This window comes from Thiofilum flexile DSM 14609 (genome assembly GCF_000380185.1).
In the GTDB taxonomy this organism is placed as follows: domain Bacteria; phylum Pseudomonadota; class Gammaproteobacteria; order Thiotrichales; family Thiotrichaceae; genus Thiofilum; species Thiofilum flexile.
In genome coordinates this window covers 25,299-51,262 of record NZ_KB904761.1, presented here as the reverse complement: position 1 = coordinate 51,262, position 25,964 = coordinate 25,299, and the positions used below count along the sequence as shown (strand labels likewise).

Below are 25,964 nucleotides of genomic sequence, written 5' to 3'. Positions count from 1 at the left end.
CTGTCGCTAAATTCGCCTCACGCTCACTGACCGTCTTGGCATGGGTCTGCTCTTTACGCCACTGATATAATTGGGATTCATGTAAACCCAATTGTTTGGCGGCCTTAGACATGCCAATGGTGGCTGCTAGCTTCAAGGCTTCCTCTTTATATTCACGGCTATGGCGAATATAGGGCGCTTTTTTGCGGGGTTCGGTCGTTTTGGTTGTGCTCATCAGAGTACCTCTTTTGGGGAAGAATACTCGCTTTTAGCTCTGTCTACTATTCCTGGGGTAGATCATAATTACTTTACCTACTCCGTCAATGAAGCGCTGCACTTATCTCCCAAAGAAGAAGCAACTTTACTATCGTTATACCAAACCATTGAGAGTGAATATAACAATAACCAAGACGAACTAAGCCGAGAGATTATCTTAGGTTTATTAGATACCTTACTGAAATATGCGAATCGTTTTTATAAGCGCCAATTTATCCATCGTGCACAAATACAAGGACAGTTAAGCCAACGTCTACATCAGGTCTTAATCAACTACTTTGCCACCGGAGCCGCTTATCAATCGGGTATGCCAACGGTTGAATGGGCTGCTAATGCTTTATCGATGTCGCCACGCTATTTAAGCGATGCATTAAAAACTGAAACCCATAAAACAGCGATAGAGCATATTCATTGGTTTTTATTAGATGAAGCTAAAAACTTACTCTTAGACCCGCAAAAAACGGTTGCTGAAGTGGCTTATCAATTAGGATTTGAATACCCACAGTACTTTTCACGCTTATTTAAGAGAAAGGTCGGTATGAGTCCTAGTGATTTTCAAAAATCTAATGCTCCTTAATACTAGACCTCTTGCAAAAGTCAGGAAAAGCAATTGAATAGCATTCGATTCACCAAACCGGCAATAAGCCTCAAGCGCAACCCAAAACGTTGCCGTCGATTACGATAACGTTCCTTCAAAATCCTGAAGATCTTCAAGGCACGAATCCGATGCTCTACTTTGACACGAAACGAGGCCAACACCTGATTAAAGGCTTTCTGTTCCTCTTCTAACGGGCGCTTCTTAGGCTTCTTAAAGGGGGTGATTAAGGTCGCTTCCTTCAACTCCCAGCCCTGATAAGCCAAGTCCCCCAAGCAAAAGCNCCCCGTCGGTACCGCCTCCTGATGCTGACGAGCCAAGGTCACATCATGCTCATTTCCCTCCGCCATACATAGGTGTAAAATCAGTCCCGTCGCCTCATCAATCAGTAACTGAAATTTCACAGTATGNGTGTGCTTCTTACCGCTGTAGTAGTCCTCCTGTTTTTTTTAGGGCGCTCAATCGGGGTTTCACTCGCATCCACAATGACCGCTATCGGTGGNGNCTCTAGTTCNGTCTGCGTCAGCGCAAGNTANCCTGAGGCGTCTAAGCGATCTTCTACCCGTTTGACTGTCCGCTGGGCTGTGGACTCGTGAATCCCGTAATCGATTCCTAGGTGAGCATAGGTACGGTACTCCCGCCAGTAGTTCAAGGTGAGCAGCCAGGGCAATCGCTTGAAGTAAATCTATGATATTTCAGAAGTTAAGCATAATGGGAGATAGTAATCAGAGCAATTTTCCATGAAAAATTTACTTTTGACTTTTTAACTATCTCAATTTAATCAATAACTTGATTCAAGCGATTGCCCTGGGTGAGCAGCAGTTGATCCGCTAGACTCAGTTTGGTGGGACAGCCACTCTTGAGCTTGCGACCTTCGGCTTGCTCTAGGAGAGTAACGAGTTGGGTAAATAGTTCGGGAGGAATGCCTACTAGGCGTTTGAAGGCTTCTTCCTTTAAATGCTTTAGGGTTTCATATCTCATACAACCCTATATGGTGCCTTTTATCACTTTTGCAAGAGGTCTATTCTTTATAATTAAAAATATTTTTTTATTATACTAGATCAATTAAAACGATTAACTCACTTACCTATTTATTTTTTTAAACTCCTAAAATCAAAAATTCAATGGAAATTTTTTGATATTTTTTTGGTATTTAAAATAGATTGAAAAATTAGCAATTCTCTAATAGAATCCTATAAAGACATAGCTCTAACCACCTCTATTATCTAGGTGATTTGGGATTTTATTGAATGCAGGGAGGTTTTAAATATGTCATCTTGTACTTTTGAGTCTACTCAACAAACCACTCCATTAGGTAACGCTACTCAACTTGTGAGTGGTACAGCACTCATGCTAGCACCTGAAACGGCTAAACATGTTAGAACACTAGGGCTGGCAGTTCCCCACTTTTCTGCTCGCCCGCATATTACGGTGAGTATCTATTCCACTGAAACAATGGCAGGTTGTAGGGGTAGTGCTGGCACGGCTTTTGTACCTTGGTCGATTGAGTATGTTGCCAGAGGTGCTGCAGGTGGTCTTGATCAGATTGTGATTCATGCTGCCAATACGGATATTGGACAAGCCTTTGATGCGGATATGGTGTGTAGTTATATGATAGTGGGTGCAGTGTAGTAAGTCGTGAATCTTAAGGGATTGAAGGAACTACCAAAAATGATAGTTCCATTGTAGGGTACTAATTAATTCTCATACCCTAATACCGGACTCAACCAGCGCTCAGCCTCAGCTACAGTCAACCCCTTACGCTTAGCGTAATCCTCGACCTGATCGCGGGCTACTCGACCAATACCAAAATAGCGCGACTCAGGATGGCTAAAATACCAACCCGATACTGACGCCGCCGGATACATAGCAAAGGACTCGGTAATCTTAATACCAATCTGCTTTTCCACATCCAAAAGCTGCCACAACGTACCCTTTTCAGTATGATCAGGACAGGCCGGATACCCCGGAGCCGGACGAATACCCTGATAGGCCTCAGCAATCAAAGCATCATTATCCAGCACCTCATCCGTCGCATAACCCCAGAACTCCTTACGCACGCGCTCATGCAAACGCTCGGCTAATGCCTCAGCCAAACGATCACATAAAGCCTCCAGCATAATGGCGCTATAGTCATCATTCGCCGCTCGGAACGCCGCCAAACGTGGCTCGATGCCAAATCCGGTACTGACCGCAAATGCGCCAATCCAATCCGCCTTACCAGAGGACTGAGGTGCTACAAAATCGCCTAAACTATAATTCGGCTGCTGACCATTTCTATCCATCTGCATCCGTAAATGATGCAAAGTTGTTAATACTTTTGAGCGTGATTCATCCGTATACAGCGCGGTATCATCTCCCACCGCATTCGCAGGGAAAAAGCCTACAATCGCTTTAGCCTGAACCCACTTTTCAGCTACCATCTTTTGCAGCATTACTTTTGCATCGGCTAATAACTTAGTTGCCTCAGTACCCACTACCTCATCGGTTAAAATATCGGGATAGCGTCCCGCTAATTCCCAACTACGGAAGAAGGGTGTCCAGTCAATGCGTGGCACTAGCTCGTCTAAGGGGTAATCATCAAACACTAATGTCGATTGATTTTGCTTGAATAGAGCCGGTTTAACGGGGCTGTAATTGGCCCAATCGCCTTTAAATCCATTCGCGCGTGCAGCATCAAGCGTAATCAGTTTACGTTCTGTTTGATTAGCCGCACGTTTGACCCGTACTTGCTCATACTCTTTACGTAATTCAGCGACATAATTAGGCTTGAATTCTTTTGAGAGTAACGTACTCGCGACCCCTACCGCACGAGAGGCATCCGGCACATATACCACCATATCATTGTGGTATTGTGGTTCGATTTTGACAGCAGTATGAATTTTAGAAGTCGTAGCGCCCCCAATCAGTAGTGGAATCTGGAAGCCTTGACGCTGCATTTCTTTGGCAACATGCACCATCTCATCTAAGGACGGGGTAATCAGACCGGACAGACCAATAATATCCACATTTTGTTCACGCGCCACTTGTAGGATTTTTTCAGCCGACACCATCACACCGAGGTCAATCACCTCGTAGTTATTACATTGCAGTACCACACCGACAATGTTTTTACCAATGTCATGCACGTCACCCTTGACCGTGGCCATGAGGATCTTGCCATTAGCTTGAATATCCGCCCCCTCTTTTTCGGCTGCCATGAAAGGATCAAGATAAGCTACGGCTTTTTTCATGACGCGGGCTGATTTTACCACTTGAGGTAAAAACATTTTGCCTGCGCCAAATAAATCACCGACGACATTCATACCATCCATGAGCGGGCCTTCAATGACTAATAAAGGCTTACCCAATTTCACCCGCGCGGCTTCAGTATCTTCATCGACAAAGGCATCAATCCCTTTCACTAACGCATGCTCGAGGCGTTTTTCTACCGGCCAAGAGCGCCACGCTAAATCTTCTTTTTTATCCTCTTCTTTGCCATCCCCTTTATATTTCGGAGCCAGGGCTAATAAGCGCTCGGTCGCGCCCGCATCCCGATTGAGAATGACATCTTCCACGGCGTCGCGGAGTTCTTTAGGGATATCGTCATACACTTCCATCTGTGAAGCATTCACAATGCCCATATCCATACCCGCTTGAATCGCGTGGTAGAGAAATACGCTATGAATCGCTTCCCGTACTGGATTATTTCCACGGAAAGAAAACGATACATTCGATACCCCACCAGAGACATGGGCATGTGGGAGATTTTGCCGAATCCAACGGGTGGCTTCAATAAAATCAACCGCATAGTTATTGTGCTCATCAATCCCGGTTGCGACGGCAAAAATATTGGGATCGAAAATAATATCCTCAGGCGGGAAACCGACTTGCTCGGTTAGAATTTTATAAGCACGGCTACAAATCTCGATTTTACGTTCTTTAGTGTCCGCCTGACCTTGCTCATCAAAGGCCATGACAATCACGGCAGCACCATAACGCCGCACTAATCGCGCTTGCTCAATAAATTTATCCACACCCTCCTTCATGGAGATCGAGTTCACAATACCCTTGCCTTGAATACACTTGAGTCCGGCTTCAATCACATCCCATTTGGACGAATCGACCATCACCGGCACACGGGCAATATCCGGCTCAGAGGCAATTAGATTCAGGAAACGCGTCATTTCCTTTTCTGCATCTAATAAGCCCTCATCCATATTCACGTCGATAACTTGAGCGCCGCCCTCGACTTGTTCGAGTGCCACTGCTAGAGCTTCGGTATATTGACCATCTTTAATCAGGCGCTTGAATTTAGCTGAGCCGGTGACATTAGTACGCTCGCCCACATTCACGAATAGGCTATTTTTGCCTACATTGAAGGGTTCAAGTCCTGATAGGCGTAGCTGCGGCTCAATGCTAGGAATAACACGCGGAGCATAGGGTTTTACCACCTCGGCAATGGCTTTAATATGCGCCGGTGACGAACCACAACAGCCCCCGACAATATTTAAAAAGCCATTTTTCGCCCAGTCCTGAATAAAGCCTGCCATTTGCTCAGGCGTCATATCATATTCGCCCATTTCATTCGGCAAACCAGCATTAGGATGCGCTGAAACCAGCGATCCTGAAATACGTGACATTTCCTCAATAAAGGGACGCATTTTATCCGGCCCCCACGCACAATTCAGGCCATACGATAAGGCTCCGGTATGGGCGAGCGAGTTATAAAAGGCCTCGGTTGTTTGTCCAGTCAAGCCACGCCCTGAGGCATCAGTAATCGTGACCGAAATCATAATCGGTAACTCAATCCCATCCTCATCAAAGACTTGCTTGACCGCAAATACTGCCGCTTTAGAATTCAGGGTATCAAAAATGGTTTCCACCAAAATAATATCCGCCCCACCTTCAATCAGGCCACGAGCTGACTCTTTATAGTTTGCGACTAACTCATCAAAGGTAGTATTACGATGCCCCGGATCCTCCACCCGTGTTGATACCCCTGCCGAGCGCCCTGTAGGGCCTAAAACACCCGCCACAAAACGTGGCTTGTCCGGGGTGCTATATTCATCCGCGACGGAGCGAGCTAACTTCGCAGCCTCGACATTCAGCTCATACACAAACGCTTCCATATCATAATCATGCATGGAGACGCGGGTCGCATTGAAGTTATTGGTTTCAATAATATCAGCACCGGCCTCTAAGTATTGCGCGTGAATCTCACGAATGACTTCGGGCTTGGTCAACACTAAAAGATCATTATTACCTTTCAGATCCTTATGCCAATCCTTAAAACGCAGACCACGATAATCCGCTTCTTGTAGTTTATAACGCTGGATCATAGTTCCCATCGCACCATCAAGAATGAGGATGCGTTGAGATAGGGCGTTTTTCAGTTGGGTTGTGCGAGTCATGACAATCTATTTTTGTAGTTTAAAACAAGACGGCTATCCTAACAGACTCGACCTAAGAGGCGAACTATTAAGGCTTAAATAAAGGGTTTTTTAGCTCAAGGCTGAAGCGCAAGCGTAGTTGGGTCTTTCTGGAGCAGTCTTGGCGGCAGGGATGCCGCCTTGTAGCGTACATGGACGTATTTACAGCGACTGCGGAAGAAAGACCCAACTACGCTTGCAGACCTTTTACGGTCAGATAAATAAGGCTGCGGCTAAACCACTAAACGAGATAATGATTGCTACCATGTACCAGCGAAAAATACGTTGATAGTAAACGCCAGTTTGAGTGGGGTCATAACGATTCGTCAACAGCATAAACAAAACATAAATCATCAAAGCAATACCGACTAGCAAAGTAACCGCCACCACCCCATCGGCGAGCGATTGAATCGCAGGATTTTCATCATCTGAAGTGGCCCACTGCGCTAGAAAATTCATTAAAAAGCCTAAGATAATCCCTACTGAGGTGACCATTGGCTGACGAAACTCTTTAATATCCTGATTCAAATGCGGATCTGCTTGGCTCATATACTCTCCTTACCGTATTTTTGAGCCGCATTATAGCTAACCCATGATGTTTAAGTAGTCGCTATCATTAAAAAGTACTAGGGTGCCTAAGAGGCAAAGTGCCTATATGATCGGCAGGATTGACTTAGACTAGGACATAAAACCATGCGTTTATTGAGTTTAGCTATCCTATTAGGCTGCTTCACGACGCCCCTATTAGCCAATAACTATCAAAGCTCCTTATTAGCGGCGACTCAGACTCAGAAAAATGGTGCTTATACGCGCACTGCATTTTTAGCACTGAATAAAAAGCCCTTTGATACCAATAGCTCCAGTCGTAAACTATTAATTATTGGGGATAGTCATGCACAGGATTTTTTAAATGGTATTTTAGAAAATAACTATTTATCTCACTATCAAATTCGCACTTTTTACCTGCCGACTCGCTGCCAAATTACTTTTAAAGCAGCGGCTAGGCCGTATCTTAATGCTGAAGATCAAGCTTTTTGTGAACAGGCTAATGAATTAGCGGCGGCTAAACCCCAGATTGAAGCGGCTGAAGTCATTATTATTATTGCACGCTGGAGAGATTGGTCGGCGCGATTATGGCCTAGCACCCTAAAACAACTTAACCTCAAACCACATCAGCAAGTGATTGTCTTAGGGGCTAGAGATTTTGGTAAAGTAGTGGTACAGCAGTATATTCATCTACCAGCACAGCAATTAAAAACTCTGACTAATAAAATTGATCCCGTCCCTATTGCTACAAATACCCCCCTCAGTCAAGGGGCAGAAACACAACACTATACCTTTATTGATCAACAAAGTTTAATTTGCGGCTCGTTGACAAACTGCGCCTTATTTACGCCACAAGGTGAGTTAATTTCTTATGATGGGGGACATTTAACTCGTGCTGGCGCTAAATGGGTAGGACAACGTTTATTTCACACGGCGGCTTTAAATCAGCTTTTAAAACCTCCGGCTTTTACTATTAGCCCGTCACCTACTCTAGATTTAGCGTTAGGATTTAAGATTCACTTCTAAGTAATCAAGCAACCGTAAGCGGGTAGTTGCGGAAAAACTACCCGCTTACGGTTTTACGGTTGCTTTAACAAGCGCTTAGCCGCCGCAATACCACTTAAATAGGCACCATGTACGGTTCCGGGATATTCGCTATGGGTAGCCTCTCCTGCCCAAAATAAGCGCCCCGCGACCGTACTAGCTAACACTTTACGGTCTTGCTTAGTACTCCCCACCGCATTAAAGGAATAGGAGCCATAACTAAAGGGATCACGCGCCCAGCGGGTAATTTGAGTGGCCTTAGGGCTAGGAATAGCATTGCCAAACATCTCGCGTAATACCTGCATACCATCCTCAATAATGGCTTGATCCGACCACAGCTCTAACTCACGCGCCCGCTCTGCGGCATTAAAACCTAATAAAATAGGTACACCTAATTTAGCAAAACTCACCCACTCCACCCAACGCCCTGCGCGGAGTGATAAATATTCGTGCCAATCAATGTCTTTAGGCCAAAAAACCTTGTCAAATCTAAAAAACACTTTATCCAGCACACCCATGCCTAAGCGGGCAATAGCCTGCTGTTTATTCGTAGGTAAGGGTGGATTAAATTGCACGCTATTGCGCTTTAGCACGCCCAAAGGCAAGGTCACTAGCACATAATCAGCGCTATATTGCGCATTTTGGGTGGTCACGCTCACCCCTTGCGGAGAGTAGGCAACTTGTTTTACTACTTGTCCGGTTTTAATGGTTAAACCTTTAGCCAAGTAATCGGTTAATTGACCATAGCCTTGAGGGAATAATAACTCATCACCCTCAAACTCTTCATCCTCGTCAATCGTGTGCGCGGATAATTCGCGGGTAGAGCCTGAATACTCCTGCTCATAGCGGCTATTGAGATAAAACTCTAGCTGTGCTTTTGATCCTAGGCTAGTTGAGTCTCGATCTCGCATCACTCGCTCGACCGCTGTTCTCAGTGACAGATCTTGATCTAGGTCAGAGGCTTGTTTGAGAGCTTTATCCACCAAGCGCTCCATCTTATCTTCTGCCGTATCGGTCACACCTTGCTGGAGCAACTCTGGAGCAATATACAACTCAGCGCTGTCATAGCTGGTCGCCACTCGCTTAGCGTTAGCCTGATTGGCAAGCTCGGTAATAGGATTATCCTCATCCCCATGAATCCATGAGGCACCTAAATCCACAGGCGCATCCGACCATAGGCGGCTAGTATAAATACGCCCCCCAATGCGTTCCCGCCCCTCTAGTACCGTGACCTGAAAACCTTGAGCACTGAGGTGTCGCGCAGCAGCTAGTCCAGCCATTCCTGCCCCTAATACTAATACTGATGGGGCATTAGCAGAAACCATGGTGGAATAGCCCAACCCTAAAGCACCGGCGGTGACTGTACGTAAAAAATATCGTCTTGAACTGGGCATAAATTGAACCAAAACAGAAATTAACCTGACTAACTATTAGCACTTTAGGGGACATTAAAAAATTTACCATCCCTCGTAAAAAGTAACTTGCTGGATCGTTATAACTATAACTGCACTTAATCACTCTCAACTATAAGGATACTTGCTGTGAATCTGCGAAATAAAACCCTGTGGGCGATTTGGGCGATGCTTACCCTTGCCTGTTTAGCGCTAAGTACGGCTACAACAGCCGACGCCGAAGCACCTAGTCTGTGTAAAGTCTATACGGCTCAAGCCTTGAGTTGTGGTTTTGGTGTAGTGCGTTGGGGCGATAGTAGTGTCAAAACACGTTAATGTCTATCTCTTGCGGTTAATTCCGTGTGCTAGCCTATCCTACTTGCCCACAGTGGCTTATCCTAACGATCAAGCCACTCTAAGCTCATAAAGCAATTGTAAAAATCTAAATAGCATTTGAATACAACTAAATACAACGCTGACCTAAGACCCAGGTTTGTTTTAAATTCAATTGTTCATCTAATAAAATAAAATCTGCCCGCGCTCCCGCCTTTAGCTGTCCATAGTGCTCGCTAATACCTAAAAATTGCGCGGGATATAAACTTCCCATCCGTAAAGCCTCTGGCAAGGCTATCTCTAGTGTGTTGACACAATTGCGCACGGCTGAAACCATATCCAATGCAGAACCTGCGAGTGTACCGTCCTCTTTCGCACAGCGCCCATTGACAGCGTAGATCGTCTCACCATACAGCTCAAAGCTTGACTCTTCACTCCCTACTGTCGCCATAGCATCGGTCACTAGGATCATTTTACCTTTAGCTTTGGCTCGAATCGCCAATTTGGCTACCGTAGGATGAAGATGATAACCATCAATAATAATTCCACAATAACTCTGCTCATCTTCTAACGCTGCCCCAACTGCCCCCGGCTCACGCCCTGTCATAGGCAACATGGCATTATAAAGATGGGTAAAACCACTTAAGCCCTCCGCTAACGCTGCTCTCATTTGCTCATAGCTTGCTAAAGTATGCCCGGCACTCACCCGAATCCCCTGCTCAACTAATTGGCGAATCGCACCGGCTGGCAATTGCTCTGGGGCGACGGTTAGCAAATAGTGCTCTGGTGCCATATGGGTTAATAGCTCCAGCGTACCCGCATCTAAAGGGCGAATCCTGTGACTATCATGCACCCCACGCTTACCGCTATTTAAGTGCGGCCCCTCTAAATGAATACCTAAAATACCTGGTAAGGAATCGACCGCCAGCGCGACCGCTTCCACGGCTTGCTGCATTACCTCTGGCGTATCAGTAATCAAAGTGGGCAGCATAGCGGTGGTTCCGCCCAACCAATGAGCGCGGCGCATTCTATCGATGGATTTAATACTAGGGTTATTATTCAGCATTACCCCCCCACCGCCATTGACTTGAATATCAATGAGTCCGGGAGCGAGTAGCCAACCCTGTGCATCAACTTGAGGCACAATAGGCGGCAGTTCATGGATGGGCAACCACTGCTCAATATGCCCATTCTCAATCATTAAAGCGGCATCCTGCTGTTGCTCATCTTGAGTATCAAAATAGCGGAAATGGGTTAGCGCAAATTTATTCATAGGGTTTTGGTTACCTTAGCAATAAATGGTGGGGTATCGGGGTTATAGCCGCGTTGTAAGGATAAACGTGCTGTCATTAAATAGGCCGATTGAATCTGTGTGATCAATGCACACCAAGGATGCAAGCCCTCTAATACGGGCAAACCGATAGTACCTTGTGGCGCATTAGCCCCCGAAAACAAAACTTGAGCACCCGCCTCGGTCAAACGACTCACCGATTCACGAATACTCATACTCGCAGCATCGCCTTGATCAAAAACTAAAATAGGGAAACCCGAACGAATCATGGCTAAGGGGCCGTGTAAGACCTCGGCACTACTAAAGGCTTCAGCATGTAAGCTACAGGTTTCTTTAAATTTAAGCGCAGCCTCATTCGCTATCCCACGCCCAGGCCCCCGCCCCAACACTAGCATTCTGCGTGCATCCACTAAACTACTCAGCGCCCCCGACCAATCTAAATTAGGGACTTGGCTTAAATCATCGGGCAATCTTTCCAGTGCGGCTTGGAGTACTTGATTCTGTGACCAAACCGCTACTAATTGTAAACTGGCAAATAAAGTACACAGATAAGACTTGGTTGCTGCCACCGCCTGCTCAGGCCCTGCGTGTAATGGCAGCACCACATCGCAATGAGCACTTAGTGGTGCATTTTCATAGCTATTAATTAAGCCTAAGGTGATAGCCCCCTGACGCTTCGCCATTTGCGCATATTTGACTAAGTCTGGACTTTGCCCGGATTGAGAAATCAAAATCACCAAACTATCGGCTAGGTTAGTTTCCACACCATAGATCGATAAAATGGAAGGAGTTGCCGATGTGGTCGGGATACCTAAACCTAGCTCAAGGAGATAACGTAAATAAACCCCCGCATGATCGGAGCTACCGCGTCCACAGGTCACGATAAACTTAGGGGGGCGAGCTTGTAATTGCTGCACCAGACGCGCTAAAGGCTCCGCTAATTCGCTTAATTGCACGCGCATACGCTTAGGTGCTTGTAAGGCTTCTCGATACATGAGTGGCGTAGTCATAGTCACTTACCTAGGTTGAATAGTCATTAAGACAAAATCGCAGCTATCACCACGATAGTGGACGGACGTAAAACGCTTATAAATCTTGAGCCATCAGCAGTGCTCCCTCTAAGGCACTACCTTTAGGCTGCGTTAGTAAGGCTTGAATCTCTGCAGGTAGATAGGATTGGTATAAATTGGCTAATCCACCTAACAAAGCAATATGCCCCGTTTGATAACGCTCTAAAACTCTAATCATACGTATTAGGTCTTGGCAAGCGTTTTGCAACAAAATTTGAGCATAAGGGTCTTGATTTTGAGCAAATTGAAAAACTTGCGGCGCTAATTGGGCATAGTGAGCCGGCTTAGCATCAAGACTCCAATTAAATAGCGCCTCGGCATCCTGCCCAAAAGGCTGCCCCAAATAGTCAGTTAAGGGCGAGGCCGGAATAATCTGCTCTACAGCCAATAAGGTCATACGCATGGCCTCACGCCCTAACCATGAGCCACTGGCTTGATCGGCTAAGGTTAAACCCCAGCCGCCAAAAGTACGACTCGCCTCTGGGCAAATAATTTGCGCACAAGACCCTGTGCCCAAAATCACAATACCGCCGGCTTGTCCTTGATGTGCGCCTAGACAGGCGATATAAGCATCATTGGTTAATTGGCAAGCGGCAAAGAGTGCTTTAATAGGAGCCGCCGTGACGATATCCGTTTTTAATACCAGTCCGGCTAAACCAATGCCAGCCTTTAAATCGGTGGTGGATAACTGGCTTAAACCCGCTTGTTTCAGTGCCTCACTCACACAGTGTCGAATGGCATCAATAGAATGCTCAACGCCTAAACGCAGATTCGCTGAACCACTGACCCCCTCGCCTAATACGGTGCCGGTGTGATCAGTAAGCCTTGCCCTACAATTACTTCCTCCCCCATCAATGCCGACGTAATAGGTGGTGGATGGTTGATAAGCCATAAAACGTGCAGCCCTTGTTTTATTATTAATCATTCTAAATCGTATACTGAGCGCAATACAACGTCAAAGGTCAAGAAAAAACCCTTACCCCCTTAAACCCAGTATAACAACATAATGCTCTCTACATTGACCACAGCTTTGCAATAAAACTCATCATTAGTGTGTTATTACGGTATATAACATTTTCAGGCTTAATGAAAACATCACGACCGCAAAACCGCGTTTTAATGTTGTCACAGGCAGACTATGGGCTAACTTAGCCCCTAGTGGAGCAGTAAAAAAACTCACTGCTGACACTAATACAACCGCCGGCAAATAAATATAGCCAATGGTATAAGGCGGTAAATTAGGGACACTCCAACCATTCACTAAATAGCCTACGGTACCTGCGATGGCTAGAGGTAAGCCAATCGCGGCGGAGGTGCCAATGGCGTGCTGGATTTTGACATTACAATAAGTCATAAACGGCACCGACAAAGAGCCACCCCCAATAGCTACCAAGGCCGATACTGCACCAATCCCTACCCCTACTAATGAGGTGCCTAGCAGAGTGGGTAATTGACGTGAGGGTTTAGGTTTAATATTTAGCCATATTTGTAGGGCGACATAGGCCATAAAGCAGGTAAAGAAAATAGCCAGCGGTAATGCATCTAACTGCGAGGCTAAAAAAGTAGCCGCAAAAGTGCCCACCAAAATCCCCGGCGTAATCTTCCACACCAACGACCATAGCACGGCACCGTGGGCATGATGCGCCCGCAAGCTGGCTATAGAGGTCGGAATAATTGCCGCCATCGAGGTGGCTAGTGCCATATGAACTAAATGCTCCCGTGGAAAATGCTGCAGGGCAAAGAGTGAGGTAAAGGTAGGAACCATGACCCCACCGCCTCCCACCCCAAATAACCCTGCCACTAACCCGACAAAGGCACCCAACGCTAAATACCACCCTATCTCTTGCCATCCCATCGTTGAAAGCTTCCTAGAATCATTAAGCCTATTATTTTGCCAATCTCAAACATTTATTGCTGAAATTTTTAGGTTGTGCGGTTTTCTGAACTTGAAATCTAGGTTTCTCACCCCATGTTCGCTGCATTGATTTTGTACATTAGGTAGAGGATAACCTTATATGACTGACACAGCGCAAAAAGAAAGCCTGCAATTCCAAACGGAAGTGAATCAACTCCTGCATCTCATGATTCACTCGCTGTACTCCAATAAGGAGATTTTCCTACGCGAACTGATTTCTAATGCGGCGGATGCGTGTGACAAACTACGTTTTGAAGCGATTGGTCATGATAACTTATACGAAAATGACAGCGATCTACGTATTGAAGTGGAGTATGACGAAGACGCTCGCACCGTAACGATTCGTGATAATGGTATTGGGATGAACCGTGATGAAGTCGTCACCAATATCGGTACGATTGCTCGCTCAGGTACTAAAGAATTCTTACAAAAACTCACCGGCGATCAACAAAAAGACGCTCATCTTATCGGTCAATTTGGGGTTGGTTTTTACTCCTCCTTTATTGTGGCGGATAAAGTCACGCTCACTACCCGTCGTGCGGGCGAGCCTGCCGATAGTGCTACCCGTTGGGAGTCCGATGCACAATCGGGCTATACCCTAGAGCAAGTCAGCAAGGCCACGCGTGGTACGGAAATTACCCTGCACCTAAAAGAAGATGAAAAAGAATTTGCTAATGGCTGGCGCTTACGCTCCGTTATTACGCGCTACTCCGACCATATCCCCTTCCCCGTCAAAATGCATAAGGCGGATGATGAAGGTAAAGCGACTAGCGAATGGGAAGTCATTAATAAAGCCAATGCTTTATGGACACGCAATAAAAACGATATTACCGAAGCGGAATATCAAGAGTTTTATAAGCATATTAGCCATGACTGGGAAAACCCCTTGGCATGGGTACAAAGTCGTGTAGAAGGTAAATTAGAATATACTTCCCTACTCTATATTCCTGCTAAAGCTCCATTCGATTTATTCGATCAGCAGCAAAAAAATGGCATCAAACTATACGTCAAACGCGTATTTATTATGGACGATGCTGAAAACTTAATGCCGCGCTATTTACGCTTTGTACGTGGCGTCATTGACTCTAATGATCTACCGCTAAACGTTTCACGCGAGATTTTACAAAGCAGCCGTATTATCGACTCGATGAAAAGCGGCTCGGTAAAAAAGGTATTAGGTCTATTAGAATCTATTGCTGAGAATGAACCCGAAAAATATACGACCTTCTGGAAAGAATTTGGCCGCGTGATGAAAGAAGGCCCTAGCGAAGATTTTGCTAATCGTGAACAAATCGCTAAGTTATTACGTTTTGCCTCGACTCATGATAACTCAACCGAGCAGAAAGTATCTTTAGCTGATTACGTTTCGCGGATGAAAGAAGAGCAAGATAAGATTTATTATATTACGGCAGATTCTCATACCGCTGCTAAAAATAGCCCACACTTAGAAGTGTTCCGTAAAAAAGGCATTGAAGTCTTATTACTATCAGATCGTGTGGATGAGTGGTTAACGAATGGTTTAACCGAATTTGAAGGTAAATCCTTGCAATCGGTGGCTAAAGGTCAATTAGACTTAAGCAAATTAGAAACCGAAGAAGATAAAAAAGAGCAAGAAAAAGTCGAGCAAGAATCTAAAAATCTTTTAGAGCATATTAAAGCCTCCTTAGGCGATAAAGTAGAAGAAGTGCGGGTTTCGCATCGTTTGACTGATTCACCGTCTTGTATTGTGTTAAATGATCATGATATGGCGCTTTATATGCAGCATCTGTTTAAACAAGCAGGACATGACGTGCCAAAAACCAAACCGAATTTAGAAATTAATCCGGGTCATCCTTTACTGCAACGCATGAATGCAGAAACGGATGATGAACGCTTTAGTGAGTGGGCGAGTGTATTACTCGATCAAGCCATTTTAGCTGAAGGCGGACAATTAGAAGATCCAGCCGGGTTTGTTAGTCGCTTAAATCGTTTGATGTTGGCTTTGGCTTAAACCTCTTTATTAAAGGAGTGGGTTATACTCGCTCCTTTCTCTCTCCGCAAAGCTAGAATACCCCCTTCTCTAAACCATAGAGCCAAGTCTTTATGATAATATCTATTAACAATAGGCTCACATATTAAAGTTTAAATCAAGAATATAGATACCCATAAACCCTATTCTAATGCTAAAATATATCGCAGAAACTTTAATTTCAAATCCATAAGCTAGGTAACTATTATGATTGAGCTGTTAAAGGGTGATATTACCAAAATAGCGGTTGATGCTATTGTAAATGCTGCCAATACATCGCTATTAGGCGGAGGTGGTGTGGACGGAGCCATTCATAAGGCTGGTGGTAAAGCTATACTAGAAGAGTGCATCAAAATCCGTAATCAGCAAGGTGGTTGTAACACGGGTGAAGCGGTCATAACCACAGCGGGAGAGCTTCCTGCAAAGTTTGTTATTCATACAGTAGGCCCCGTATGGAATAATGGCAGCCACCATGAAAGCGAGTTATTATCCTTAGCCTATCTAAATAGCCTAAAGCTTGCATTGAATCACTCGATTAAATCTATTGCATTTCCCAATATTAGCACGGGTATTTATGGGTTTCCTAAAGACAAAGCTGCCAAAATTGCAACTCAAACCGTCTCCGATTTTCTAACTACTACTGACAAAATAGAGCGAGTCATTTTTGTTTGTTTTGATGAGGAAAACTATGAAATCTATAATAAGCTATTACAATAATTAGCTATAAAAATAATCAACTGTACCAATCTATTCAGTATAGCTATGTTAATTGTGGTACTGTATGAGCAAGCAGGGAGCACTATGATTAAGGATGATGAAAATCGGGCGGCAGCTTGTCTGCTGGGACTAGCTTGTGGTGATGCAATAGGCGCAGCGGTTGAGTTTCTGCCAAGAAACCGCTTCCAACCCTTAACCGGAATGCGTGGGGGGGGAAAATTCCGCTTACAGCCTGGACAATGGACGGACGATACCTCGATGGCACTTTGCCTAGCCGATAGCTTGCTGGCTATGGAAGGATTTGACCCACTCGATCAATGTAGACGTTACCGACGCTGGGCTGAAACCGGCTATAACTCCAGCGCCCCTAGAGCGTTTGGATTTGGCAAAACGGTCTTAAGAGCCTTACTACAATACCGCAAAACCGGTGAACCCTATTCTGGCCCGACAGACTCTGAAAGTTCTGGTAATGGTTCCCTCATGCGACTCGCCCCTATTCCCATTTTCTATTATCAGGATCAAGATAAAGCTCGGCATTTTTCGATATTGAGTTCAAGAACCACACACGGTTCAGCCGAATGTCTGGCAGCTTGTAGCTATTTTTCTGATGTCCTATTGCATGCCATGATGGGATTGCCAAAGCGGGAGCTTTTTGACATCAACCCCGCTCTACCACATCCTGCCATGAAGCCTATTTATACAGAACGTTTTAAGTCGAAAGACCGAGAGGAAATAAAAGGCAGCGGTTATGTCATCGAAAGTCTTGAGGCTGCACTTTGGGCCTTCTGGCATACCACTAGTTTTGAGGCTGCCGTTCTAGCCGCTGCTAATCTAGGGGATGATGCGGATACCACCGCCGCGATCTGTGGGCAAATTGCGGGAGCCTATTATGGGTTAGAGGCTATACCGGCAATATGGCTAGAGACACTTTACCAACGAAGACACATTGAAAGCATTGCAAGGCGTCTATTTCGAGAAGGACAAACGCATTTCCAGCTAGAAGAGCAACTAGAGGCGTCTCACTTCTAAATAGTTAAATAGTGCTCACTTTAGAGCGACTACTCCGCTCCGGGCTGATTGGGTATTAATCCTGGGGCGGGATAATAAGTTTCCGCCTCTAAATCACGGGCATATTGTAATAAGGCGGTTTCTATTCTTGCTAAACCTTCTGGTTTTTTCTCCGCTAAAGGAGCAGGATAATAGCTAATATTGCGTTCCGTTTTATCAAGATTAATCGTATAGGATTGACTATCTTTACGGCGTTTTTTCCCTGCACCATATTCGTCTTTATCTAATTCTAGTACTTTATTTTCTATAATAATGGAGGTTAGGTTATCTAAATCTTCTTGTGTTAATACTTTGCCTATGGTTTCTAAATCATTTTTTCTCCAGCACGGTTCTGCTTTTCGCCATTTTAAGCATTTACCTTGTAAATCAGGGAAAAAAGTATAGCGTAATTCGCCATATTCCACGGTGATATCGATATAGGCAACATTACTTGTCACATAATAATGTAAACGTAAATCCGATAGATCTTCTTCGGCTGGCTCGCCCAAACCCGGTAACGGCTCGGTGTCATCCCCCTCTAAGGTATAAGGGGGAATCGTCAAGGTGGGCAAACGTACAGGTTTGCTAATGGGCTGATCATTGGGTATTGGTGTTACGGGTGTTTTCGGTTCTGATTGCGTGGAGGTATCACAGGCGCTAAGTCCTATGGCAAGTAATACAATGAACCACACTTTACGTAACATAATTAACCCCAAACGGTGTGAGCTAGCTCAAAACAGGATGCAGACGCTGAACCATTTCTTTAAAGACCTTGGGGTTAGCGGCTAAGACATTGCCGGTACTTAAATGGCTATTGCCACCTTGTAAGTCACCTACTAATCCACCGGCTTCTTGAATCAAGAGTATACCTGCTGCCATATCCCATTCATGTAAATTAAACTCCCAAAAACCATCGTAGCGTCCACAAGCGACATAAGCGAGATCCAGTGCTGCCGCTCCGGCGCGTCTGACTCCGGCGGTATTAGGCACTAATACCTTCATTGTTTCTAAATATAGCTCTAAATTCTGTCCGGCGCGAAAAGGAATCCCCGTTGCTAATAAAGCACCTTGCATAGTGGTTAAATTAGAAACACGAATACGGCGATTATTCAGGGTAGCACCATCCCCACGGGAGGCAGCAAATAACTCATCACGAATCGGATCAAACACCACGCCTTGTGTAACACGCCCTTTGGTTTTTAAGGCAATGGATACCGCGCAATGCCCTAAGCTGCGTAGATAATTGGTGGTGCCATCTAAAGGATCAATCACCCACTCATAGTCCGAGTCATTTTGGCCTTGGCGTCCAAACTCTTCCCCCATAATGGTGTGTTCTGGGTAGGCGCGGCGCAGAATACTGACAATGGTACGCTCAGCTTGGCGATCAATTTCACTCACAAAATCATTCGGGTCTTTTTGATCGATTTTGAGCTGATCAACTTTATTCGCATAACGACTGATTAATTCGCCTGCTTCACGAGCGGCCTTAATCGCAATATAGAGCATGGGGTGCATGGTCAGGATTCCAATTTTTTAAAAAAGCATTACGCCGCAACAGGCGCTTGAATGGGGCGCTAGTGTAACATAAAAAAAGCCACCTAACAGAACGTTAGGTGGCTTTTGTTTACTAGCCTAAGCGCTAAAAATTAAGCAAAACTTAATTATTTAGCCGCTTCAGCCGCTTTACGGCGCTCGTTAGCTTCTTTAATCACGGTCTCAGCCACATTACGTGGGCAAGGTGCGTAATGAGAGAACTCCATCGAGAATTGACCACGACCTGAAGTCATAGTCCGTAAATCACCGATATAGCCAAACATTTCAGACAGTGGCGCTTCTGATTTAACCCGAACCCCGGTAGCACCTGGCTCTTGAGATTTAATCATAGCGCGACGACGGTTTAAGTCACCGATCACATCACCGACATGATCCGCTGGGGTGAATACGTCAATCTTCATAATCGGCTCTAGTAATTGAGGACCGGCTTTAGGAATAGTTTGACGATAAGCACCTTTAGCCGCAATCTCGAAGGCTAGTGCAGACGAGTCAACCGCATGGTAAGCACCGTCGCGTAAGGTAACTTTCACATCCAAGCAAGGATAACCGGCTAGCACGCCCTTGGCCATACTGGCATCGAAGCCTTTTTGTACAGCAGGCCAGTATTCACGCGGTACGTTACCACCCGTAACCACCGACTCAAACGCAAAACCTGCACCCGGCTCATTCGGCTCAATGGTGTAATCAATACGACCGTATTGACCTGAACCACCCGATTGCTTTTTATGCGTGTAGCTGTCATCAACCGCTTGAGTAATGGTTTCACGATAAGCGACTTGTGGTTTACCAACCTCAACTTCGACACCATGAGTACGACGTAAAATGTCTACTTTAATGTCTAAGTGCAGCTCACCCATCCCTTTAATGATGGTCTCGCCACTGTCTTCATCCGTTTCAACACGGAAAGAAGGATCTTCCTGAACCATTTTGCCCAGTGCTACACCCATTTTCTCAGAGGCACCTTTGTTTTTCGGTGCAATCGCAATCGAGATAACAGGATCAGGGAATACCATTGGCTCTAGAGTCGCTGGATGATCAGGATCGGCTAAAGTATGACCGGTTTGTACGTTTTTCAAACCGATTAAGGCAACGATATCACCCGCTTGCGCTGATTCGATCTCATTCCGATCATTCGCGTGCATCTCAACCATACGGCCTACACGCTCAGTCTTGCCAGTAAAGGTATTTAAAATGGTATCGCCTTTTTTCAAGCGACCAGAGTAAATACGAATAAAGTTCAAGGCACCAAAGCGGTCATCCATAATCTTAAAGACTAAGGCACGTAAAGGGCGATCAGCATCAACAATCGCAAAAGTACCCGTTTCCTTACCTTCTTCATCGGTCTCAGGCTGAGGATTAACTTCTGTCGGATTAGGTAAATAATCCACTACCCCATCTAATACCAGTTGCACGCCTTTGTTTTTAAAGGATGAACCAGCATAAGTCGGGAAGAAGTCCATTTTAATGGTACCCTTACGAATACAAAGCTTGAGGTCTTCGATAGAGGGCTCTTCACCATTTAAATAAGCTTCCATCAGATCATCGTCTTGCTCAACGGCAGTTTCGATCATCTTTTCACGCCATTCTTCGACTAACTCAACCATATCCGCCGGTACGTCTTCAATGGTGTAGTTCATTGGATCGCCAGAATCGTCCCAAACCCAAGCCTTACGGGTCAGCACATCCACGACACCGACGAAGGTATCTTCTGTACCAATCGGTAAGGTCATCGGTAAAGGTTTAGCACCGAGGACTTCTTCAACTTGTTTAATAACGCGATAATAATCTGCACCGATACGGTCGAGTTTATTCACATAAATCAAACGCGAGACTTTAGAGTCATTCGCATAGCGCCAGTTAGTTTCGGATTGAGGCTCTACACCGCCAGAACCGCAGAACACACCGATACCGCCATCGAGTACTTTTAATGAACGATATACTTCAATGGTGAAGTCAACGTGTCCGGGGGTATCAATCACATTGAAACGGTGCCCTTTCCATTGGCAAGTCGTTGCAGCCGATTGAATAGTGATTCCGCGCTCAGCTTCTTGTTCCATGAAGTCCATTGTGGACTCACCATCATGGACTTCACCGAGCTTATGGATTTTACCCGTGAGCTTCAAAATACGTTCAGTGGTTGTAGTTTTGCCCGCGTCGACGTGGGCGAAAATACCGATGTTGCGATAAAGCGAGAGGTCTGTCATATCTATTCTCTAGTTTAAATTCATTAGCCAGCAGGCAGAATGTGTTGGTTAATGCGCTGCGGGAAGTGGTATTACCCACTCATAGCCCAAACTGCAATGTCCCCGTCTAGGCATTTGCCTAAGGTAAAGCGACAATTAAAAACTGCACCTACGGCAAGGGTGCTGATTGTAGACTATATTGAGGTAAAGTGGTAATCCCTTAGCACACTGAAAATGTATTATTCAACGACAATTTATTAAAAAATCGCTTGCACTATATAGCCAAGGCGATGGTTTAAAATTGTGTGATGGGTAAAATTAAGCTAAACAGTACACCGGATTATCACTCATAAAAGAAGGTTACAAGGTTAAGAATATCACGTTCAGCTTAGACTGGGAACTGAGCGATTAGTTCAAAAAAGTATTTTAACTTTTTTGAACTGAAAATCGGGTAATTGCCAATGCCAAAACCCCCGCGACCAAAGCCCAAAAGGCCGAACCCACGCCCCAAAGACTCATACCCGAAGCCGTCACTAAAAAGGTAATCAGTGCTGCCTCGCGATGACTCTCCTCTTTCAAGGCCATGGTCAAGCTATTGCTAATCGTGCCTAATAAGGCCAAGCCTGCTACTGCCATAACTAACTCTTTGGGTAAAGCAATGAGCAAAGCAATAACCGTTGCCCCTAATAAGCCATTAATACAATAGAAAATGCCTGCTACCACGGCTGACCAATAACGGTTATCGGGATTTTCCCCGGCCTCTTTACTCATGCAAATGGCAGCGGTAATCGCCGCTAGATTTAAGGCAAACCCACCAAAAGGGGCTAAGACTAAGGTCGCAATCCCCGTCCATGTTAATGTCGGCGAAATAGGAGTGTGATAACCCGAAGCGCGAATCGCTGCAATACCGGGCATATTTTGCGAGGTCATGGTGACAATAAAAAGCGGAATACCCACACTTAAAATCACCGCTAAATTCCACGTCGGCATGACGAATTCTGGTTTAGTCCACCCGAAAGATACTTGATCTAAATGCAGCAAACCCAAATAGTAGGCCAACCCTATCCCCACGCTAAGCACTAATACAATGGCATAACGTGCTAACCAGCGTTTCGCTAGTAAATAAGTCAGCAGCATCACCCCAACCAATAAAGGCTGAGCTTGAAGCGAGGTAAAGGTATCTAAGCCAAAGCGTACTAAGACCCCTGCTAAGAGTGCCGCGGCCAAAGCCAACGGGATACGTGACATGACACGCTCAAACCATCCCGTAGCCCCGCTGATAATAATCAGTAAGGCCGCGACCATAAACGCCCCCGTCGCATCACTCAGCGATACACCCGTTAGACTGGTCGCTAGTAAAGCAGCCCCTGGCGTTGACCATGCGGTTAATACCGGAGAGCGATAATACAGCGATAAGCCAATGGAGGTGAGACCCGCCCCTAGCCCTAAAGCCCATAGCCATGAACTCATTTGTGCTTGAGTTGCTCCTGCGGCATGAGCGGCTTGAAAGATAATCGCCGCTGAACTGGCATACCCCACCAATACTGCCACAAACCCCGCGACAATATGCTCTAGACGTAACTGTTTTAAACTCAAGCGACCGCTCCTGTAATAGCATCGGTTAACTGCTGCGGGAATAAACCTGAAGTCCCCTCAACGGAGGTATTGGTCAGTGCTACCACACTTAATTCACGACTAGGATCAATAAACCAAGCATTACCATACACCCCCCCCCAACGCACACTCCCTTTGGAAAGCGTAGTATTCGCTTGACTAGGATCAGTTACGACAGCACCCATAAAACTAAAGCCCCAACCGGCTCCCTTCATATTCACATATAAATCGCCAATCTGATTTTGTAATAAGGCTTGAGCATATTCCAAAGGCAGCAGCTTACCGCCCCCTGTTCTAATAGTTTCTAACAGTTTCAATAAATCTGATGCTGTACCGCTCATACCGCCGCCCCCACCGGCAAAGGCTTGTGGATTAAACACTCGCGCGGGGCTATAGACCACCTCGCCTAAATTAGCAAAAGGCAAACGATGCTCCACTCCCATTTTAGTGGGGGTAGGTTTACCATCGGCATAAGCACTCGCTACCCGTGCGGCCTTATTGGGGGCGATATAAAATGCACTATCCGACATTTTTAAGGGGTCAGTAATCCGCTCAGCAATAATCGTTTGCAAGGGCTTGCCGGTAATCTGCTCTAAGACATGCCCTAATACATCGGTAGCTACCGAATACCGCCAAGCGGTTCCGGGGGGAGAAAATAATTGGGTTTGACTAATCGCCGCGATATTTTGCGCTAGGGTCAGACCAGAGTTATCTAAGCCATCGGATACTTGATAAGTATGATAATCGCCCTCTTTTTGCATAAAGCGATAGCCCAAACCGGCGGTATGCGTCAATAAGTGGCGAATAGTAATAACTGGGGTTGATCCATCAGCTAAACGCGGGCGAAACGCGGGTAGATAATCCGTTACTGAGTCATCTAATTGCAGCTTTCCTTCTGCTATTAAACACATCGCCGCCACTGACACCACGGGCTTAGTCAAAGACGCCCAGCGAAAAATAGTATCGAGATAAGTCGGTGTCTGTGCTTCACGATCCGCCCAACCAGCAGCGCGGGCATACGTGGTTATCCCCTGATGTGCCACTAATACCACTGTACCCACAATACGCTGCTCGGCTAATGCCTGTTCAATTACCTCATCCACGGCTTGCGCTAAACGCATGACTCTCTCCCTTGCTCACTCAAACAATCCCTATTCAGCTTTTAATAAGCGCTCTACATACTTAGGCACTAACTCACTGGCCTTACCTTGATAAGACTCATGAAAATCAGACTGCACCAAGGACGGCTCTAAATTTAACTCCACCGTATGCGCCCCCGCTGCACGCGCCACCTGCACAAATCCTGCCGCTGGATAGACATGCCCAGAGGTGCCAATGGACAGAAATAAATCACAGGTTTTCAAGGCTTGCTCAATCTTACCCATGCCAAAAGGCATTTCGCCAAACCACACAATATGCGGGCGCAAGGTACCTATGGAGCTACATTTATTACAAGGCGTATTCGCATCCACATCGGTATGCCAACCTGATACGGCACCACAGGCGGTACAACGTACTTTATTTAGCTCGCCGTGCATATGAATGAGCTGTTGAGTACCGGCTCGTTCGTGTAAGTCATCCACATTTTGTGTAACAACTAATACCTTACCCGCTAGCTCCTGCTCTAAACGGGCTAAAGCGGCATGTGCCTGATTAGGCTGCACCACACCAGAATTCAACTGGGCGCGGCGCTGATTATAAAATTGCTGCACCAGTTTAGGATTACGTTTAAAACCTTCGGGACTCGCCACATCTTCTATTCGATGCCCCTCCCACAAACCATCACTAGCCCGAAAAGTTTTAATCCCTGATTCGGCTGAAATACCAGCTCCGGTTAAAATAACAATATTGTGATAGCGTTCCATTCTTATATGACCCTCACGCTCATTTAGTTGTGTATTTTGAGATCATACGCAAGCCAACTAGGGGCTACAACTGCAAAAATTAAGGATCATGCTCCATTCTCAATCCAACTGAGCTAAACCTAAGCTAAAGTCTGTACTTGCTCCACAGATAGGCCAGTCAACTCTGCCACAAGTGCTACTGCCATACCTTTGGCTAACATAGCTTGAGCGGTTTTCATACGTCCTAGCAGTTCCCCCTCTTCCAAACCCTCTTGTTTGCCTAGCTCTTTACCTTTCTCCAGCCCTAACCCAAAACCTTCCTCTACCCCCTCCGAATGAGCCGTATCAGTAGCATTCTTGAGATCACGGTAATGCTTTAAGCTATCCTCATAGGCAGTGCGCTCCTCGACACTGAATTGTGAGAGCTGGGCAATATCGAACATGCGTTGAAACACACTCTCCTGCAGTTCTGCTGGGATGGTTTCTAATTCATGTAGATGTTTAAAAGCATAGAGCCATTTGTCTTGTAAAGTCTTGAGTTCGCGCCGTTGCAGGGTAAAGCGGGGTAGTACCAAATAAATAAAGGTCAGCTTGTCGTAGAAAACCTGATTACGCTGGTCTTTAAGTTGGGCGTAGTACAGCACTTCGGTCGCTGCGTCATCCATTAGAAAATCCAGAATCCCAATGGTATAAACCGCTGAGAGACGATAATCCCAATCTCCACGTTGGGCTTGTTCTTGAATGGCAAAAGTGGAGTAATACACACTACGATCTTTGAAGAAGTGTTGTTTTACTTTTTGCAATTCGACAATAAAACGCTCACCCCGATCACTGATACAGTTGAGGTCGAAAATCGCTTTGCGGTCGGTAGGGGTAATGCCTTGATATTCGTTTTTGGTGTATTGCAAATCAGCAATTTGGTGGTGTTCAGGCAATAAGGTATTGAGAAAGCTGATCAAGAGATCCTTATGCGGTTCCTCGCCAAATAGCTTTTTGAAGCCAAAGTCGGTTAAGGGGTTGAGGTATACGGCGGGTGGCATAGTGGTCTGCTCCTGATCGAGAATGACTTATAGTGTAGCATGCGTCGCTACTAGGGGAAGCTAAGTAGTAAAACAGGACAGGTGCTCCGATTAACCGTGTGAACTC

General features: G+C 45.6%; 24 protein-coding genes and 1 pseudogene. 7 read left to right on the top strand and 18 right to left on the bottom strand.

The genetic code is table 11. From position 1 onward, the window contains the following. Positions 1-112: transposase (locus A3IK_RS21885; RefSeq protein ID WP_425425414.1), on the bottom strand; the 112-nt coding region annotated here is incomplete at its 3' end. Positions 113-160: 48 nt separating this feature from the next. Here A3IK_RS21885 and A3IK_RS18905 point away from each other — a divergent pair. Next, complete coding sequence (locus tag A3IK_RS18905) at positions 161-832, top strand: helix-turn-helix domain-containing protein (protein WP_020559537.1); 672 nt, start codon at positions 161-163, stop codon at positions 830-832. Positions 833-852: 20 nt separating this feature from the next. Here A3IK_RS18905 and A3IK_RS18900 read toward each other — a convergent pair. The 3 genes and pseudogenes from A3IK_RS18900 to A3IK_RS0108375 all read right to left on the bottom strand — a co-directional run. After that, positions 853-1,284 (bottom strand): annotated as a pseudogene (locus A3IK_RS18900) (transposase family protein); the annotation flags it as partial. Further along, a complete protein-coding gene (locus tag A3IK_RS21880) occupies positions 1,251-1,502 on the bottom strand; it encodes a helix-turn-helix domain-containing protein (protein WP_162596627.1) in 252 nt (83 codons plus the stop codon). The pseudogene A3IK_RS18900 and the gene A3IK_RS21880, both read right to left, overlap by 34 nt. 125 nt (positions 1,503-1,627) lie before the next feature. Next, positions 1,628-1,831 (bottom strand): hypothetical protein, encoded by a 204-nt coding sequence (locus tag A3IK_RS0108375; RefSeq protein ID WP_020559535.1) that lies wholly within the window; start codon positions 1,829-1,831, stop codon positions 1,628-1,630. 288 nt (positions 1,832-2,119) lie between these two features. On the opposite strand from A3IK_RS0108375, the gene A3IK_RS0108370 reads away from it, so the two are divergent. Then, complete coding sequence (locus A3IK_RS0108370) at positions 2,120-2,482, top strand: hypothetical protein (RefSeq protein WP_020559534.1); 363 nt, start codon at positions 2,120-2,122, stop codon at positions 2,480-2,482. A gap of 65 nt (positions 2,483-2,547) precedes the next feature. Here the strand turns inward: A3IK_RS0108370 and metH are convergent, their stop codons facing one another. Continuing rightward, a complete protein-coding gene (gene metH, locus A3IK_RS0108365; RefSeq protein ID WP_020559533.1) occupies positions 2,548-6,243 on the bottom strand; it encodes a methionine synthase in 3,696 nt (1,231 codons plus the stop codon). A gap of 231 nt (positions 6,244-6,474) precedes the next feature. After that, the gene (locus A3IK_RS0108360; protein ID WP_020559532.1) at positions 6,475-6,810 is read right to left on the bottom strand and encodes a hypothetical protein; all 336 of its coding nucleotides are present in this window, start codon (positions 6,808-6,810) and stop codon (positions 6,475-6,477) included. A gap of 144 nt (positions 6,811-6,954) precedes the next feature. On the opposite strand from A3IK_RS0108360, the gene A3IK_RS0108355 reads away from it, so the two are divergent. Next, positions 6,955-7,833 carry an SGNH hydrolase domain-containing protein gene (locus A3IK_RS0108355; RefSeq protein ID WP_020559531.1) on the top strand — a complete coding sequence of 293 codons (879 nt, stop codon included), beginning with the start codon at positions 6,955-6,957 and terminating at the stop codon, positions 7,831-7,833. Positions 7,834-7,886: 53 nt separating this feature from the next. Here the strand turns inward: A3IK_RS0108355 and A3IK_RS0108350 are convergent, their stop codons facing one another. After that, a complete protein-coding gene (locus tag A3IK_RS0108350; RefSeq protein ID WP_020559530.1) occupies positions 7,887-9,245 on the bottom strand; it encodes a flavin monoamine oxidase family protein in 1,359 nt (452 codons plus the stop codon). A gap of 147 nt (positions 9,246-9,392) precedes the next feature. Here A3IK_RS0108350 and A3IK_RS0108345 point away from each other — a divergent pair, with 147 nt between their 5' ends. Next, positions 9,393-9,578, top strand: coding sequence for a hypothetical protein (locus tag A3IK_RS0108345; protein WP_020559529.1), 186 nt, complete (start codon positions 9,393-9,395; stop codon positions 9,576-9,578). Positions 9,579-9,705: 127 nt separating this feature from the next. On the opposite strand, the gene nagA is transcribed toward A3IK_RS0108345, so the two are convergent. The 4 genes from nagA to A3IK_RS0108325 form a co-directional block, all read right to left on the bottom strand. After that, a complete protein-coding gene (gene nagA / locus A3IK_RS0108340) occupies positions 9,706-10,848 on the bottom strand; it encodes an N-acetylglucosamine-6-phosphate deacetylase (protein WP_020559528.1) in 1,143 nt (380 codons plus the stop codon). After that, complete coding sequence (locus A3IK_RS0108335; protein WP_020559527.1) at positions 10,845-11,876, bottom strand: SIS domain-containing protein; 1,032 nt, start codon at positions 11,874-11,876, stop codon at positions 10,845-10,847. Before A3IK_RS0108335 ends, nagA begins: the two co-directional genes overlap by 4 nt. Before the next feature lie 76 nt (positions 11,877-11,952). Then, on the bottom strand, positions 11,953-12,828 hold the full coding sequence (locus A3IK_RS0108330; protein WP_026220876.1) for a glucosamine kinase nucleotide-binding domain-containing protein: 876 nt from the start codon (positions 12,826-12,828) through the stop codon (positions 11,953-11,955). 156 nt (positions 12,829-12,984) lie between these two features. Then, positions 12,985-13,791 (bottom strand): sulfite exporter TauE/SafE family protein, encoded by an 807-nt coding sequence (locus A3IK_RS0108325; RefSeq protein WP_020559525.1) that lies wholly within the window; start codon positions 13,789-13,791, stop codon positions 12,985-12,987. 160 nt (positions 13,792-13,951) lie between these two features. Here A3IK_RS0108325 and htpG point away from each other — a divergent pair, with 160 nt between their 5' ends. The 3 genes from htpG (at position 13,952) to A3IK_RS0108310 (ending at position 17,605) form a co-directional block, all read left to right on the top strand. Further along, the gene (htpG, locus tag A3IK_RS0108320) at positions 13,952-15,841 is read left to right on the top strand and encodes a molecular chaperone HtpG (RefSeq protein ID WP_020559524.1); all 1,890 of its coding nucleotides are present in this window, start codon (positions 13,952-13,954) and stop codon (positions 15,839-15,841) included. Between the two features lie 225 nt (positions 15,842-16,066). After that, positions 16,067-16,576 (top strand): O-acetyl-ADP-ribose deacetylase, encoded by a 510-nt coding sequence (locus A3IK_RS0108315; protein WP_020559523.1) that lies wholly within the window; start codon positions 16,067-16,069, stop codon positions 16,574-16,576. An 84-nt stretch (positions 16,577-16,660) separates the two neighbouring features. Then, positions 16,661-17,605, top strand: coding sequence for an ADP-ribosylglycohydrolase family protein (locus tag A3IK_RS0108310; protein ID WP_020559522.1), 945 nt, complete (start codon positions 16,661-16,663; stop codon positions 17,603-17,605). A gap of 29 nt (positions 17,606-17,634) precedes the next feature. Here the strand turns inward: A3IK_RS0108310 and A3IK_RS0108305 are convergent, their stop codons facing one another. The 7 genes from A3IK_RS0108305 to A3IK_RS0108275 all read right to left on the bottom strand — a co-directional run bounded on the left by A3IK_RS0108305 (position 17,635) and on the right by A3IK_RS0108275 (position 25,858). Continuing rightward, complete coding sequence (locus A3IK_RS0108305) at positions 17,635-18,327, bottom strand: hypothetical protein (protein ID WP_020559521.1); 693 nt, start codon at positions 18,325-18,327, stop codon at positions 17,635-17,637. 22 nt (positions 18,328-18,349) lie between these two features. After that, the gene (locus A3IK_RS0108300) at positions 18,350-19,138 is read right to left on the bottom strand and encodes an inositol monophosphatase family protein (RefSeq protein WP_020559520.1); all 789 of its coding nucleotides are present in this window, start codon (positions 19,136-19,138) and stop codon (positions 18,350-18,352) included. Between the two features lie 146 nt (positions 19,139-19,284). Next, positions 19,285-21,381: an elongation factor G gene (fusA, locus tag A3IK_RS0108295; RefSeq protein ID WP_020559519.1), complete on the bottom strand. Its 2,097-nt coding sequence runs from the start codon at positions 21,379-21,381 to the stop codon at positions 19,285-19,287. Positions 21,382-21,786: 405 nt separating this feature from the next. After that, the gene (locus tag A3IK_RS0108290; protein WP_020559518.1) at positions 21,787-22,956 is read right to left on the bottom strand and encodes a benzoate/H(+) symporter BenE family transporter; all 1,170 of its coding nucleotides are present in this window, start codon (positions 22,954-22,956) and stop codon (positions 21,787-21,789) included. Then, on the bottom strand, positions 22,953-24,095 hold the full coding sequence (locus A3IK_RS18895; protein ID WP_020559517.1) for a serine hydrolase domain-containing protein: 1,143 nt from the start codon (positions 24,093-24,095) through the stop codon (positions 22,953-22,955). The genes A3IK_RS0108290 and A3IK_RS18895 overlap by 4 nt, the downstream gene beginning before the upstream one ends. A 30-nt stretch (positions 24,096-24,125) precedes the next feature. Continuing rightward, positions 24,126-24,839: a Sir2 family NAD+-dependent deacetylase gene (gene cobB / locus A3IK_RS0108280; RefSeq protein WP_020559516.1), complete on the bottom strand. Its 714-nt coding sequence runs from the start codon at positions 24,837-24,839 to the stop codon at positions 24,126-24,128. A 119-nt stretch (positions 24,840-24,958) separates the two neighbouring features. Continuing rightward, the gene (locus tag A3IK_RS0108275; RefSeq protein ID WP_020559515.1) at positions 24,959-25,858 is read right to left on the bottom strand and encodes an Rpn family recombination-promoting nuclease/putative transposase; all 900 of its coding nucleotides are present in this window, start codon (positions 25,856-25,858) and stop codon (positions 24,959-24,961) included. Positions 25,859-25,964 lie beyond the last annotated feature (106 nt).